Origin of the sequence: Labilibaculum sp., assembly GCF_963664555.1 — a bacterium.
Classification (GTDB): Bacteria; Bacteroidota; Bacteroidia; order Bacteroidales; family Marinifilaceae; genus Labilibaculum.
In genome coordinates this window covers 427,008-442,682 of record NZ_OY761461.1, presented here as the reverse complement: position 1 = coordinate 442,682, position 15,675 = coordinate 427,008, and the positions used below count along the sequence as shown (strand labels likewise).

General features: G+C 33.8%; 13 protein-coding genes. 9 read left to right on the top strand and 4 right to left on the bottom strand.

Annotated features, from left to right (window positions below):
- Window positions 1-51 precede the first annotated feature (51 nt).
- Together ACKU4N_RS01870 and ACKU4N_RS01865 are read right to left on the bottom strand one after the other, a co-directional pair.
- Window positions 52-1,047: a beta/alpha barrel domain-containing protein gene (locus ACKU4N_RS01870; protein ID WP_321319898.1), complete on the bottom strand. Its 996-nt coding sequence runs from the start codon at window positions 1,045-1,047 to the stop codon at window positions 52-54.
- Between the two features lie 9 nt (window positions 1,048-1,056).
- Window positions 1,057-2,202: an acyl-CoA dehydrogenase family protein gene (locus ACKU4N_RS01865; RefSeq protein ID WP_321319897.1), complete on the bottom strand. Its 1,146-nt coding sequence runs from the start codon at window positions 2,200-2,202 to the stop codon at window positions 1,057-1,059.
- 284 nt (window positions 2,203-2,486) lie between these two features.
- Between ACKU4N_RS01865 and ACKU4N_RS01860 the strand changes: the two genes are divergently transcribed.
- From ACKU4N_RS01860 to ACKU4N_RS01825, 8 genes are all read left to right on the top strand, one after another.
- Window positions 2,487-2,927, top strand: a complete 441-nt coding sequence (locus ACKU4N_RS01860; RefSeq protein WP_321319896.1) for an NfeD family protein — start codon at window positions 2,487-2,489, stop codon at window positions 2,925-2,927.
- A gap of 126 nt (window positions 2,928-3,053) precedes the next feature.
- Window positions 3,054-4,175, top strand: coding sequence for a DNA alkylation repair protein (locus tag ACKU4N_RS01855; protein WP_321319895.1), 1,122 nt, complete (start codon window positions 3,054-3,056; stop codon window positions 4,173-4,175).
- A 244-nt stretch (window positions 4,176-4,419) separates the two neighbouring features.
- Window positions 4,420-5,559, top strand: coding sequence for a DUF4249 domain-containing protein (locus ACKU4N_RS01850; protein WP_321319894.1), 1,140 nt, complete (start codon window positions 4,420-4,422; stop codon window positions 5,557-5,559).
- Between the two features lie 11 nt (window positions 5,560-5,570).
- On the top strand, window positions 5,571-6,707 hold the full coding sequence (locus tag ACKU4N_RS01845; RefSeq protein WP_321319893.1) for a DUF4249 domain-containing protein: 1,137 nt from the start codon (window positions 5,571-5,573) through the stop codon (window positions 6,705-6,707).
- A gap of 13 nt (window positions 6,708-6,720) precedes the next feature.
- A complete protein-coding gene (locus tag ACKU4N_RS01840) occupies window positions 6,721-7,848 on the top strand; it encodes a DUF4249 domain-containing protein (protein ID WP_321319892.1) in 1,128 nt (375 codons plus the stop codon).
- 10 nt (window positions 7,849-7,858) lie between these two features.
- Entirely contained in the window at window positions 7,859-8,548 is a 690-nt protein-coding gene (locus ACKU4N_RS01835; RefSeq protein ID WP_321319891.1) for a hypothetical protein, read from the top strand.
- 11 nt (window positions 8,549-8,559) lie between these two features.
- The gene (locus tag ACKU4N_RS01830; RefSeq protein WP_321319890.1) at window positions 8,560-11,277 is read left to right on the top strand and encodes a TonB-dependent receptor; all 2,718 of its coding nucleotides are present in this window, start codon (window positions 8,560-8,562) and stop codon (window positions 11,275-11,277) included.
- Window positions 11,278-11,281: 4 nt separating this feature from the next.
- Window positions 11,282-13,420, top strand: coding sequence for a hypothetical protein (locus ACKU4N_RS01825; protein ID WP_321319889.1), 2,139 nt, complete (start codon window positions 11,282-11,284; stop codon window positions 13,418-13,420).
- Window positions 13,421-13,480: 60 nt separating this feature from the next.
- Here ACKU4N_RS01825 and ACKU4N_RS01820 read toward each other — a convergent pair whose 3' ends face one another.
- Together ACKU4N_RS01820 and ACKU4N_RS01815 are read right to left on the bottom strand one after the other, a co-directional pair.
- On the bottom strand, window positions 13,481-13,834 hold the full coding sequence (locus ACKU4N_RS01820; RefSeq protein ID WP_321319888.1) for a rhodanese-like domain-containing protein: 354 nt from the start codon (window positions 13,832-13,834) through the stop codon (window positions 13,481-13,483).
- A gap of 132 nt (window positions 13,835-13,966) precedes the next feature.
- Window positions 13,967-14,353 carry a carboxymuconolactone decarboxylase family protein gene (locus tag ACKU4N_RS01815; protein ID WP_321319887.1) on the bottom strand — a complete coding sequence of 129 codons (387 nt, stop codon included), beginning with the start codon at window positions 14,351-14,353 and terminating at the stop codon, window positions 13,967-13,969.
- 522 nt (window positions 14,354-14,875) lie between these two features.
- On the opposite strand from ACKU4N_RS01815, the gene ACKU4N_RS01810 reads away from it, so the two are divergent.
- Window positions 14,876-15,673, top strand: a complete 798-nt coding sequence (locus ACKU4N_RS01810; protein WP_321319886.1) for an ATP-binding cassette domain-containing protein — start codon at window positions 14,876-14,878, stop codon at window positions 15,671-15,673.
- Window positions 15,674-15,675: the final 2 nt, after the last annotated feature.

The following is a 15,675-nucleotide window of genomic DNA, read 5'->3' as shown; positions in this document are numbered from 1 at the left end:
CATTTTTTAAATAGTTGTCCCAAAAAACAAAAGGTTTTTTAGGTAAAACTCTTATTTTCGAACACGTAAGAAACTCTTTGATAGCTGTAATCCTTTCCTTTGCGATTCCAAATAAGCTCTCAACTCTTCGTATGATTCTTTTGCATACTTCAAAAGAGTAGATGCCTGACCATAAATTGCAGGAAGTATCGATTTCTCCATTAAATAGTATCCATCCAGAAAGTTCTGAATTCCTCCCGAAATAAGGATTTCCTTACACTTTACCTGATCATCATTGGCAACAATCTCATTCACCCAGTCCATCATTTGATTGGCCGAATGTCCAATTTGAGCTAAAGGCCCGAACAATTGAGTTTGAGAGTCTGAATTACGCATCATTTCTATTTTTGCAAAATTAGTTCCTCCAAACGCAGCAAATTCAATTGCCTGAAGTGGAAGGTGTAATAGAGCCCGTAAACTTTCAGGTCCCATTCCCTGGCCAACTTCTTTAACAATAATTGGAAAATCAACCTCATCAAGCAAGTGTTCCAGACTTTCTATAGGTGATTGGTTAATTCGATCGCCTTCCGGCTGCAGCCATTCCTGCATAGGGTTGATGTGAATAATCAAACCATCAGCACGTAAACGACCAACCAGCCTTATGATCTTACTAATTTTTTTCTTCTGAATTAATTCTTCGAGCTGACAGATTCCCAAATTAGCGTACAACGGCAGATCATCACCAATAATTGATCGAACATCAAAATCAGAAAAATACTCATCACTATCCAAAAGAGAACGACAAGAACCCAGTCCCATTCCCATTCCAAATTCGGCGCAGGCACGCGCCAAATTTCGATTGATCTTTCCTGCCAATTCAGTTCCTCCGGTCATGCTCGAAACCCATATCGGAGTCTGCAGATCTTTCCCTAAAAAAGTAAAAGTTGTGTCGTCGGCCTTAGGATGAGAACTAAGCATAGGCTCGTAATAAAAACGTTCATCAATCAAAGCGTCCTTCATTTGAGAACGAAAAGCCAATTCAATGTGATCTTTTTTTCTATCTGTCATAATTACAAATTAACAACCAATATGTCTTGAAATCACCAGTCTCAGAATCTCTGATGTTCCTTCGCCTATTTGCAGTATTCGCTGATCGCGGTAAAAACGCTCCACTTCCGAATTCTTAATTAATCCGTGTGCACCATGAATCTGAACGGCTTCATTTGCTACTTCCTGTGCTGTTTCAGAACAAAATAATTTCGCCATAGCTGCTTCTTTCCCAAATGAATAACCATTATCCTTCAACCAACATGCATGATACAATAAATGTCGGGCCGCTTCAATTTTGGTCGCCATATCAGCTAATTTAAATCCGATTGCTTGAAATTTCGAAATCGGTTTACCAAATTGTTCTCTTTTTTTCGAATAAGATAAAGCCAGATCATAAGCTCCCTGAGCCAAGCCAAGTCCCATTGCAGCAATCGTTAATCGACCGGAATCAAGAGTTTGAAGCATTATTTTGGCTCCATCCCCTAAATTTCCCAACAAATTTTCTTTCGGAACTTTGCAGTTCTCGAAAGTTAACTGAGCTGTATCCGAGGCTCTCCACATCATTTTCCCTTTTACTGGCTTAGCCTGAAACCCTTTTGCACTTCGCTCTACTAATATAGCAGATAATTCCTTTTTTCCATTATCATTAGCTGTTACAACCTGCAAAGTTACTCCTAGTGACAAATCGGAAGATGCATTTGAAATGAATCTCTTACTTCCATTAATCACCCAATCATCATCCAGTAAAATTCCAGTTGACTCTGTTCCCCGAGAGTCAGAACCGGCATTGTCTTCTGTCAATCCAAAGGCCCAAACATTTTCACCAACTGTCAATTTTGGAAGATATTTCTGTTTTTGCTCCTCACTTCCAAAATAATAAATGGGACCTATTCCTAAAGAATTATGAGCCGCCAAAGTAGATGCCTGCGAAGCATCCACCTTGGCAATTTCTTCAACAGCTATCAATAATGAAAGATAATCTTTCCCTTGTCCTCCATACTCTTTAGGCAAATATATTCCGAATAAGCCCAACTCACCCATTCTTTTGGTGAGTCTGGAACTAAATTTCTCTTTTTCATCCAATTCAAAAGCCAAAGGTTTCACCTCTTTTTGGGCAAATACCTTCACTTTTTCACGAATTATTTCATGTTCTGATGTTAGGTATGAATTCATGCTTATGTACTTAATAATGTATTTTAAGACCTTCAATTCTTAAATAAAAAGCAAACCTAGTTAAAAAGTTCATTTTATTGAAATTATTTAGAACCATTTTCAATAACGATAAAAAATACAACCTGTCTCCTTATCCTAAAAAAACTATAAACCCCTTGTTAATACAAGACCTTCCCGATTTAACAAAACTATTCAGGCATGAAATTGACAAACTTGGCACACTTGACACTTGTTATTAACATATTCCAAATGTAAATTTACTTTTACCTTAAAAAAAATATGAAATGGAATTAGAACTTTGGCACATTTGGTTGTTGCTGGCAGTAGGTCTTTTTGTAATCGAGATCTTTATATCAAACTTTGTTTCTGTGTGTTATGGAATAGCCTCCCTGATAACCGGAATAGTTGCCTATTTGGGATTTTTTATCCCGGAACAATTACTTGTGTTTATTGCATGCTCAGCAATCGGCTTGCTCATTCTAAAACCATACATTACAAAACACTCCATAAGTAAAGCATACCAACCCAATAACGACCACAGAAATTTAATTGGTAAAGAAGCCATTGTTATGGAAGAAATTAATGACCGAAAAAACACAGGGAGAATAATTCTTTCCGGATCAACATGGAAAGCCAGATCCCAATTCGGTGAAACAATTGCCAAAGATTCATTTGTTAAAGTATTAAATATAGACTACTCTGTTATTATTGTAAAAACTATTTAGCAATCAAAAAACACTCTAAAACCCGAAAGGTTGGATGCTCGCGTCCAGCCTTTCTTTTATTTTGCTTAGTTCACAATAATGATTAATTTATTCCGCTCAAAATAATTCATAATCAGCCAATATTTTATGGAAAAAGGATTTCTATTTAAAGATATATACAACAATCAATTAGTCGCCAACATGGCTTCCAACATTGTCAAATCCTGGAGTGAATTCAACACCTCTTCATTCGTCAATGCAATCGTATCTAAGCTTAAGCCTCTTAGCTTAAAGGAGCGTTCTCAACTTATTTGTACCGAATTATCCAATCATCTTCCAGCATCCTACCCGAAAGCTCTCGCTATTTTAATAAACTCAATTACCGAAGAAAACAATACAACTGATAAAAACGAAATTGATGGATTCTACTATATGCCTATTGCTTCTTATGTATCTCAATTTGGATTGCAAAAGGAAGATTTTCATCTTTCGATGAGAGCTTTGATGGAAATAACAAAAAAATTCACTTCGGAATTTGCCATACGCCCATTCATTAGAAAATATCCGGAAGAGACCTTAGCATATCTTCACCTCTGGACAACAGATGCAAACGTACATATACGCAGGTTGGTTTCGGAAGGAAGCCGACCTAAATTACCTTGGGCATCACCTCTCAAAGAATTTCAGAAAGATCCATCACCGGTGCTGGAATTATTAGAAAAATTAAAAGAAGATGATGAACTATATGTGCGCCGATCTGTTGCCAATAGTTTGAATGACATTGCAAAGGATCATCCTGATTTAGTTATTGAAACCTTAACTCGCTGGAATAAATCCAATAACAAAGACACGCAATGGATTATTGGTCACGCTTCCAGAACTTTACTTAAGCAAGGCCATCCAAAAGCATTGGAGCTTTTAGGATTTCCGCAAAATATACAAATAGCTGTAAATAATCTAAAAATCAATACACCTACATGTCAATTAGGTGATGAAATTGAATTGTCTTTCGAGATTCAATCCTCATTTTCTGAAAAGCAAAATTTGATGATTGATTTTATAGTTCATTACATGAAAGCAAATGGCAGGACAGCTCCAAAAGTTTTTAAGCTTTCAAAAAAATCAATCCCTGCCAATGGAAATATTTGTTTCAAGAAAAAAATCTCTTTTAAACCAATTACTACAAGAAAATACTATTTTGGACAACATGAAATTGAGATTCAGATTAATGGAAGAAGGTATGGAAAGGTGAGTTTTGCAGTAAAATGAGAATTTTGATTTTAGATCCAGATTTCACAAAATCCACCAACTACTTCAATTAGTCTAACTATTTCGCAATCAATCATATTATTTATATCAATTAAGTATAGCAGTTATTCTTTACATTTTAAACTTTTTTATATTGTATAATTATCGACTCTGATAATTTATTATAGTTTACTCATTAATAATATTTTATTTATAAACTTAAAATATTACTTTTAGTAAAACCATTAACTAAACCTCTAACCTCATGTCCCCTATAAAATCCCCGTTTTGTTGGGCTTTGGCACTAATACTGCTAAACGTATCTTGTACTGAAAAATTCTATCCTGAAATTGACTCTGATGTTTCAATTTTAGTTGTTGACGGTAAAATCACTAATGAATCAGGCCCTTATGAGCTTAGATTATTCAGAACTGTTGACCTTATAAAAATTGACACTTTAGAACCAGAGGTTAATGCTGAAATCATACTTAAAGATGATTTAGGAAATAGTGAACTTTTTCAGGAAATTCAACCGGGTGTATACAAAACTTTAAACAATATAATAAAAGGAACAGTTGGACAAACATATTGGATTGAAATAGAAACTGCGACAGGAGAGAAGTATGAATCAACTCCGGAAAAAATGCCCCCTCCTTTTGAAATTGAATCGATCTACGGAAAAGAAGAAGAGGTAATTATTAATACCTCCGAAAAACAAAACGCAGTAAAAATCTATTTTGATGCAAAAACAAATAGTACAGATGCCAACTACATAAGATGGGAATACCGCGAAAGTTACGAATGGAGATCTCCTGAAACTTTAAATTCTGAAAAATTTACCGAAAACCCGAGTAAAGTATGCTACCCTGTTACCACTTTTCCTCTGGTAAATATTTTTGATGCCTCAAACCTAAGTTCAAAATTCATTTCTCAACAATCTACTTCAACGATATATACTGATGAAGTAAAATTATTGTATAATTATCTGATCGACATCACTCTACTTTCAACAACACAAACAAATTACGAGTTTTGGAAAAAAACAAAATCTGTCAATTTCTCAGAAGGTGCTCTTTACGATATCACCCCCGCAAATATTGAAGGTAACATAAGCGGATGTGATGAGAGATGTAAATCATCTGGATATTTTGAGGTTTCCTCAGTAAGTAGAACAACAAAATTCTTTCATGAAAATGATTTCACACTTGAATTTGCAAATTATCCTGAAGAATGTCAACCTTTCGAAATGAGAATGGAAGACAGCGCTCCTGACCCTGCCAAATTTCATATTCTTTCAAGCTATACTGAAGGACGGGCCACTATTTATGTTGTTCGAAGAAATGAATGTTACGAATGCAATGTTGTTCATCCATCTAATAAACCATCATTTTGGCCTAAACTCTAAAAAATACAAATATGTCCCAATTTAAAGTTGCACTTCTTTTTTTTAGTTTTCTACCCGTATGCCTTTTCTCGTGCACTGAAAAATTTTATCCCGAAATTGATTCCGATATTTCAATTTTAGTTGTTGACGGTAAAATCACGAATGAATCAGGCCCTTATGAGCTTAGATTATTTAGAACTGTTGACCTTATAAAAATTGACACTTTAGAACCAGAGGCAAATGCAGAAATTGTGCTTAAAGATGATTTAGGAAATAGTGAACTTTTTCAGGAAATTCAGCCGGGTGTATACAAAACTTTAAACAACATAATAAAAGGAACAGTTGGACAAACATATTGGATTGAAATAGAAACTGCAACAGGAGAGAAATATGAATCAACTCCGGAAAAAATGCCCCCTCCTTTTGAAATTGAATCGATCTACGGAAAAGAAGAAGAGGTAATTATTAATACCTCCGAAAAACAAAACGCAGTAAAAATCTATTTTGATGCAAAAGCAAACAGTACAGATGCCAATTACATAAGATGGGAATACCGGGAAAGTTACGAATGGAGATCTCCTGAAAATTTAAATTCTGAAAAATTTACTGAAAACCCGAGTAAAGTCTGCTACCCTGTTACCACTTTTCCTTTGGTAAATATTTTTGATGCCTCAAACCTGAATCTAAAATTTGTTTCTCAACAAGCAACCACAACGATATATACCGATGAAGTAAAATTATTATACAGCTATCTGATTGATATCAATTTACTTTCAACATCACAAACCAATTATGAGTTCTGGGAAAAGATAAAGTCGGTCAACTTCTCAGAAGGTGCTCTTTACGATATCACTCCAGCAAATATTGGAGGGAACATAACTGGTTGTAGTGAAGAATGCATGGCTGTTGGATACTTCGAGGTATCATCATCAAGCAAAAAACATCAGTTTTTCTCTGATAATAATTTTACCCTTGAATTTGCAAAATATCCTGTAGAATGTGAAAGAATCGAGTTCTTAATGGCAGAAGGGAAACCCGACCCTAAAAAATACCATATTATTACCACAAGACCTGCAGGTAGATTCGCTACTATATATGTTGTTCGCAGAAATGAATGCTATGAATGCAATGTTGTCCATCCAGCAAATAAACCATCATTTTGGCCATAAAGTATAAAGAAATATGATGATCCGAAATAAAATTATTTTTCTGTTTTTTAGCACTCTATCTGCATTACTTTTCTCATGCACTGAAAAATTCTATCCGGAAATTAATTCTGATGTTTCTATTTTAGTTGTGGATGGTAAGATTACAAATAAACCTGGTCCGTATGAGGTAAGATTGTTTAGAACTGTTGATCTCATAAGAGTCGATACATTGAAACCGGAAAAAGGAGCAATTATAATGATTAATGACGATCTCAGAAATTCTGAAATTTTATGGGAAACATCTCCCGGGGTTTACAGGACTCAAAATTCAAATTTTCAAGGTCAAATAGGTCGAAGCTATTGGATTGAAATTCAAACAAATTCCGGTGAGAAATATGAATCCAATCCGGAAACAATTCAACCCGAGATAATCATTAAATCAATATATGGTGAAGAAAAAAAATTATTATTAGAAGATGCAAGTACAGTAAATGCTGCCAAATTATATATTGATGCCTCTGATCCAACAAATCAAAGCAGTTATGTTAGGTGGGAGTATCGAGAAAGTTGGGAATGGCGAAATCCTTATTTCGAACCAAAAACTGCAAATCCATCCAAAATATGCTATCCTTTTCTGCGTTCAGATAATGTTTTCGTTTTTGATGGATCTGGTCAAAAAATAAAGAAATTCAAGCACCTCCCAACCTCTTACATAACAGAAAATGAAGTTAAACTAAATTATGAATATTTCATCAATGTAGCAATGTATTCTGTAAATTTTGAAAACTATGAATTCTGGAGAAATATTAAAGAATCGATTCAACAAAACGGAGGCTTGTATAATGTAATTCCAGCAAATACGATAGGAAATGTTTATGCTTGTGATTCAAAAGCTACCGTTCTTGGATATTTTGAAGCATCGAGTGTAAACACTATGACAGCAAAATTCTCAACGCAAGATTTCCAGATGAAATTCATTGATTTCCCTCAGGACTGCAAAGATATTGAGATGAGATTTAGAGATTGGCATCCCGATGAAAGCAAATTCCATATCTTGAAAGATTATTTCGAAGGTGAAGTACACGTTTTTATTGTAAGATACAATTATTGTTACGATTGCAACGTAAAATATTCTCCCACCAAACCTTCATTTTGGCCCTAAAAAATATACCATGAAAACTAAATCACTAAGCTTGATCACATTTATTCTGCTACTTGCAGGATTTTGTCCAAACACATTTGGGCAACCCAAATTATCTACAAATCCCGAAACAATTATAAACGGGAAAATCTGGATACCAACATTCTCTGTTGCCCAAGGGAAGCAATTTTTCTTAAAAAAACTGGAGTTAAACGGAAGTTTTAAATTTAATGGACAGAATTTCAATAATCTGAAGTTCTTCTACGACCTCTCAAAAGAAGAAATAATAACCCCCATTCAAACCGAGAACAATACAACTTGCAATATTGTTGTAAATCCATTCTTTTTAGAAGAATTTACAGTTTTAGATAACCAGATGATTTATCATTTTAAAAGAGGTGATTTGATTCATAAAAAATTAAGTCCGGCCAACTACTACCAAGTTTTTACTGCTTCAAAAATAACCTACGTTATTAAACGTACTCAATTACGAGTTCTTAGTTCAAAAACAGGTTCTGAAAAATTCAACTATATAGATGATACTAATATGTATGCCATTTATAAAAAAGAGTTAAGCACGATAAAAAGCAAAGCTGATCTCATCAAATTCTTTCCATCCCAAAAGAAAGAAATCAAGCAATTCGTTCGCTTCAGTAAGTTAAAGATAAACAGACACAATCCATTAGATGCAATCCCTCTTTTAATAAAATTTGACCAATAAAATTACGGAAAATGAAAAAAGCACTCCTACTACTATATAGTTTGTTCATACTTTTACCTTGTTTGGCTATTGGCGAACAAGAAATAAGTATTGGTCACGAAGGAATGACATTTGTTGAGTTCGCAAATGATCTGAATGAGAAATATCAAATAAAAGTATTTTTTGATAAAAATTGGGTTGAAAACATTCGCCTAAAAAAGTCTTATTCAAATGAAAATATTACAGCTATACTAGATGATATCCTAGCTGGCACTCAATTTCAATTTCTAGTTAGAAATAATTCAATTGTTCTCTCGAAATATGAAAACATTGGAAACGAATTTAGTCTTCGGGAAAAAGTGAATCACACCACAAAAGAGGTCGAATCAGTTGAGGAAGATAAAGACATTTCGAACCTGCAGGAGCAGGAGTACAGAATTCATGAAATTGGAACTGCCCTAGGTAAGAAAAAAGTAAAACTATTTGGTAAGGTAAGCCATTTTGAAAGCTCTCAACCACTTAAGGGCGTTTCAATATTTCTTCCTAATCTTACTAAAGGAGTAACATCTGATAAAGATGGCTATTTTGAACTTGATCTTCCTCCTGGATTTTACACTTTAAATTTTCGATACATGGGACTTAAACCAAGTTCCAGAAAAATTAATCTTCGTGGTGATGGTCGAATTAATGTTCAGTTAATGAGTGAATCCCAAAATCTTAAGGAAATACGTGTTTTAGCAAAAGATGACAAAGTAAAGCGAATATCAATGGGTTTAGAACTTATTCTGGCAAAGGATATTGAATCTTTACCTTCAGCCCTTGGTGAACCTGATATAATAAAAAGCACGACAATGTTACCAGGTGTGGAAAGCGCTGGGGAAGGATCAATTGGTTTCAACGTTAGAGGAGGTTCTGCCGATCAAAACCTAATACTAATAGATAATGCACCTATTTACTATCCTGCTCACTTTTTTGGATTCTTTTCTGCATTTAATAACGACATGATACAGGAGGCCAGTTTATATAAATCAAGCATTCCTGTTCAATTTGGAGGTCGAATTTCATCAACTTATGATATTCATTCAAACAATAAAATAGCCGATAAAATAAATGGTAAAGTTGGAATTAGTCCGGTTACTACAAAAGCATTTTTGAATTTACCAATACTCAAAAACAAGCTGTCAATAATGAATTCTTTCCGATTCACCTATTCCGACTGGATAGTTGATAAGATAGACTCAAAAGAATTAGTAGACTCTAAATCGAACTTTCACGACCTTCATGGAAAAATTCTCTACAAACCCAATTCAAACAATCAATTTGAGTTAAGTTATTACAAGAGCAAAGATGAATTCCAATTGCATTCTGACACAATTTATAACTTCAATAACTTTGTTAGCTCACTAAATTGGAGATATCGATTTTCAGAAAAGCTAAAGATGAATAACAGTGTATACTTCACAAGCTTTTCTTATGATATGAGTTCAGCAGAGATAGCAAGTAATGCTTTTAAATTAACTCACAAGGTGAATGAAGGCGGATTTAAATCATATCTAAATCTTGAAAAAGATTTATACACAACAATCGATCTGGGTACTGAGCTTAAATATTACAACATCAGTCCGGGAGACATGAAACCTTATTCTGAAGCTTCTGTAGTAAGTAATAACAATTTGCCAGAAGAAAATGGTCTTGAGTCTGCCTTATTCTTAGGTTTTAAAAGGGAATTTATGAGAAATATTACTGCAGAAGCAGGTATTAGATACTCATTATATGGCAATGTCGGAAAAAGGGAAGAATTAACTTATTTAGATGGAATTACGAGTCGTTATAATATTTTGGACACCATTACATCTACTGGTTTGAATAACATATATCATGGTCCTGAATATCGTATTTCGGTTAATTATGCATTAAACCCAAGCACATCTATAAAAGCAAGTTACAATAGAACCCGTCAGTACATACATCTTTTATCAAACACAACATCTATTTCTCCAACAGATACATGGAAACTTTCTGACAAGTATTTAAAACCTCAAATTGGGGATCAGATTTCTTTAGGTTTTTACAAGAACATTTTCAATTCTAACTTTGAATTATCAGCAGAAACCTATTTTAAAAAGGTTCAAAATGCTAAAGATTACAAGGATGGTGCACAACTGTATTTAAATGAGCATACGGAAAATGAGGTGCTTAACGCAGAAGGGAAGAATTACGGAGTAGAACTTTTCATCCGAAAAAACAAAGGCAGGTTTAACACAATGGTGAGCTATACTTATTCGAGAAGTTACCTCAAATCAAAAGATAATACGGGCGAGTTTGCAGTTAATGATGGTGATTGGTATAGAGCACCGTACGACAAACCACATAATATCAAAGCCTTTTTCAGCTTTAAACTTTCCAGACGGTTTATATTCTCAACTAATTTAGTTTATCACACTGGTCGGCCTGCTACCTATCCTATTGCTAAATACAGCCTACAAGGAATTCCAATTATTTACTATTCCGAACGAAATGAATATCGCATTCCAAACTATTTTAGAACCGATATTTCTCTGCTGGTTGAGGGAAATTTACGCAAAAACAAACCCTATCACACATCCTGGACTTTTGGTTTGTATAATCTTACAGCACGCAATAATGCTTACTCCGTTTATTTTAGATCTGAAGATTCTTCTGTAGCTGGATATAAACTATCTGTATTTGGAAACGTGATCCCTACAGTTTCATATAACATTGAATTTTAAAGCTATGAAAAATAAAAACTATATATACATATTGCTTATTTTGACTGTTTCACTAGCTATTAACTTTGCAGGCAAGGGAGAAAATATTAGCCATGAAAGTGAACGAATTCATGTTCACATTCAAAAGAATATATTTCTTGCCGGAGAATCAGTCCTATTAAAATTGTATTGCATCAATTCTGTCACACAGAAGCTGTCCGATTTAAGTAAAGTCGCCTACCTGGAATTAATTGACGAAAATGGCTATGCTGTTGCTCAGGAAAAGATAATCCTGAATCAAGGAATGGGAGCCGGTGGTTTTCTAATAACAGATCAATTATCAACAGGAAACTACGCCATTAATGCCTATACGCATTGGATGAACTCTACTTCAAAAGAATTAACAAGCGTAACCCCAATTTTTGTTTTTAATAATTACAAGCTTGCAGAAAATAGTATCAACAACCAAAAAATCACAAACGGATCAACTCAATTCTATGATTTGAAAGATAATGACCGAACTATATTGCGAACTAAAAGCAATACGAATGAGGAGAAACCATATACGATTACTTCTTCAGTTGAAGATCTGGATCGATACATCCGTTTTACAGTTTCATCAAACAATGCATCATCGGTTCCTGATAAAGGACTCAAATTTCAAATCTTTTCGAGCAAAGGAAATGTTGTAGATCAATCATTTAAGTTAACTAATAACAATTGGGAGTTTCGAATTCATAAAAAGGAATTAAACTCTCCAAGTTATGGAATCTGTGTTAAAAATCCAGATGGAGAAATTTTAACAGAAGCTGTCTTTCATTTAGCAAGCAATAACAAAGGAGTATTTTTTGAAAATCCACGTATTACTGTTTCCCCCCGAGAGAAAGTTCAATTGAATCTTACAAGTAAGGATTTTACAAAAAAAGCTGAATTATTATATCTCTCAGCAAGTATCAAATTAAAAGAACCTTTTCATACATCGGCTAATATTATTGAATTCTTCAATATCTACAGTAATTTTGGTGCTTCAATGAGTAGCTATTTTGAACAACTCAGTAAAATACCGGAACAAGATTGGATTTCAAAAGATGGACTTAAATCCTTATACTTACATAGTAACCCCAATTATTTCGTTAATTCAAGTCAGTATCCTGAAGAGGAAGCCTATATTTTGGAAGGACAAATAAAAAGTCGCAAAACAAAAGAAGCTATTGCCAATAAAAATGTTTACCTGTCAAAAATTGGTGAATATGCTGATATAAGCACATTTAGAACACATCAAGATGGTAAATTTTTCTTTCAGCTTCCATTAAAAAAAGGATTGCATGATATATCCATTCAACTTAACGATAATAACTTCGAAGAATGCTCTATCCAACTAAAAGAAAAATTCAACCAAAAAGGTTTTGCATCTGTACAATGGAAAAAATCTGATTTAAATCAAGACCAAATAGACTTTCTAAAAAAACTTTATGAAAATTATAGAATCCGAACCATCTATAATCAGAAAACTTATACAGAATTAAAAGATACATGCTTGTATCGCGGAGAGAGTAACTTCTTTGGGAAACCATATTCTTCAACAAAAATCGACAACTTTATTCGTTTGGACTCTTTGGAGGAATACTTCCATGAATTTATTTCTCCCGTTAAAATTAGTTACCGAAAAAAAGAAACCTTTTTCAATGTATATAGTCCTGATCAATTAAAAGTTATGAAGCCTGCTCCATTAATTCTTTACGATGGATTAATAATATCCAACCCAAGAATTATTCTAAATAAAAGACCCTCGGAAATTGACAGGATTGAGGTGATGCCATATGAATATTTTTATGGAAAATCCCATTTTTACGGAATCATACATGTCATTTCCAAAGATAAAGATTGTAAGATAGACCAATTGCCAATAAACACAGAACGATATTATCTGCCTTTATTCACATCAAGTTATTCTTTAGCTAACAAACCAAGTTCTTCTGATAAATTTATGCCCGATTTCAGGACTGATTTACTCTGGGAGCCAAATATTACACTGGGCAAAGAACAGGATTTTAAGTTAGAATTTACAGCAAGTGATGTGAAAGGTGAGTATGAATTAATTGTTGAAGGAATTTCTGAAAATGGTGAACCCATTGTTCTCAAACAAAGCATATTTATAAAATAGAAACCACAGCATAAAAGAGCCTCATTTCAATTATGAATGAGGCTCCTTAAAATGTATACTTTATCGATATCTCTGAACCTTTGGATCCACCTCAACCGACCAACGATCAATACCTCCTTTTAAATTAAATACACGGGAAAACCCATTTTTTCGCAAATAATTCATCACCTGTTTACTGCGCACTCCCATGTGACAAAATACAAACAAATCCTTATTCTTAGGCAAATCTTCCAGTTTATTAGGAATTTGTCCCATAGGAACGTGCATTGCATCTTTCAAATGACAAATTTTTATCTCTGTATGCTCACGCACATCAAGCATCAGAAGATCCTGCCTTTTTTCCATTTCCTGTGCCAATTCCAAGGGTGTATATTCCAGCTTATCCGATGAATCATTATTAAAAAAAACTCTCATTGTCGTTCCTGTTGTTTGTTATTAATCTTAATAAAGATAAGTATAATAAACAAAAAGAAGGAAATCTATTAAAAAGATCTCCTTCTATTATTTTCACAATCAATAATCAATTACTCCAAATTAATTATTGTATTAATGCTGTAGATGCAAATCACGGACATGATCACAAGCAAGATCAATTTCCTTTTTAAAATCATTAAAATCCAGCTGCATTCCATTAATATAAGCACTCCAACCTGCTGATGCTTTTGCAAAATGAATGGCTTCCTCAATTTCCTCATCTGTTGCTCCATTTAATCTGGCCATTTCAGTATGGAAATATGCACAATAACGACATTTTGAAACTGCTGCGATTGACAATCCTATTAACTCACGATTTTTAACACCAATTGCACCATCTTCCAGTTGAAGTCTTTTAAATAACTCCAATTCCAGTGTTGAATCAGGAATTGATTTGAACATTGTTGGCACTAAACCGAACATTTGCTCAATTTCGTCATAAATCTTTCTCCTCTTCATGATTTCCTCCTTATTTTTAATAAGATTAAATTTACAACTTTACTCACTGAAAGTCAATGAGATAATCAATTCTAAATTAGACACATACACCACAACCACATTACAAAAAAAAACAATATAACACAGAATATATTCTTTTATCCTTCAAATAACAATATTTGTTTATGAACACTTCCCATTCCTAACATTATAATCATAATATGGCAATCAAAAAAAATCATTTTCCGCCAGCTATTTAGAATAGCTGAATTTAACTCCGCTTAAATAAATATTATTCCAATTCTATCTTATAATTGAAAGAAGATTAAATTAATAAAATCTGTAACCTATTGTTCGCATTTCTTGTCTCATACTTTGTGTAGAACAGGTAAACTATCCTGTTTATCGAAAAACGAATGGATGAGAAAGCATTACTAAGCATAAATTGTAAATTTGATCGATAGACAAAAATTTATTTAAACCTTATCTACTATTTATTGTCTAAGATTATTCTAGCTTATTTACTTTGAAACCAACAAACAGATGCAAATCAATATTCAGGAACTAAGTAAAATTTATCCAAACGGAAAAAAAGCACTGGACAATGTAAATCTGGAAATTGGTACTGGAATGTTTGGACTACTGGGTCCAAATGGTGCGGGGAAATCAAGTTTAATGAGAATTTTAGTGACTTTAATGAAACCAAGCATGGGTTCTGTTTCCATTGATTCGTTTGATTTGGAAAAAAACCGAAAAGAAATCAGAAGCATGTTGGGCTATCTGCCACAGGACTTTCGTTTTTTCTCAAAACTGAAAACATGGGAATTTTTGGATTATGCCGCCTCACTCTCCGGAATAAAAAATAAAAGCACAAGAAAAGATAAAGTTGATGAATGGCTTGACAAAGTAGGTTTATTTGATGTTCGGGAACGGGATGCAAATAAACTCTCCGGAGGTATGAAACGAAGATTGGGAATTGCCCAAACCTTGATTGGTGATCCAAAAATCATCGTAGTTGATGAACCAACAACCGGTCTTGATCCGGAAGAAAGAATTCGGTTTCGAAATATATTATCGGACAACGGACAAGTTGCTTTTAAAGGAACACCTGAAGCTCTTATCGAAAAAGCCCGCGGACATGTTTGGCAAGTAAATACATCTGGCTATGAATACGATCTGATAAAAGATAAATATCCTGTAGTTTCAACGATTCCAACTCAAGAAGGTTGGGAAGTTCAACTAATTGGAGACGGCAGTAAATTTACCAATGCAATTGAGCTGGAACCAAATCTGGAACATGCATACGTTTATTTCATGGAAATGTCTTCGGCACTAATCTAGCA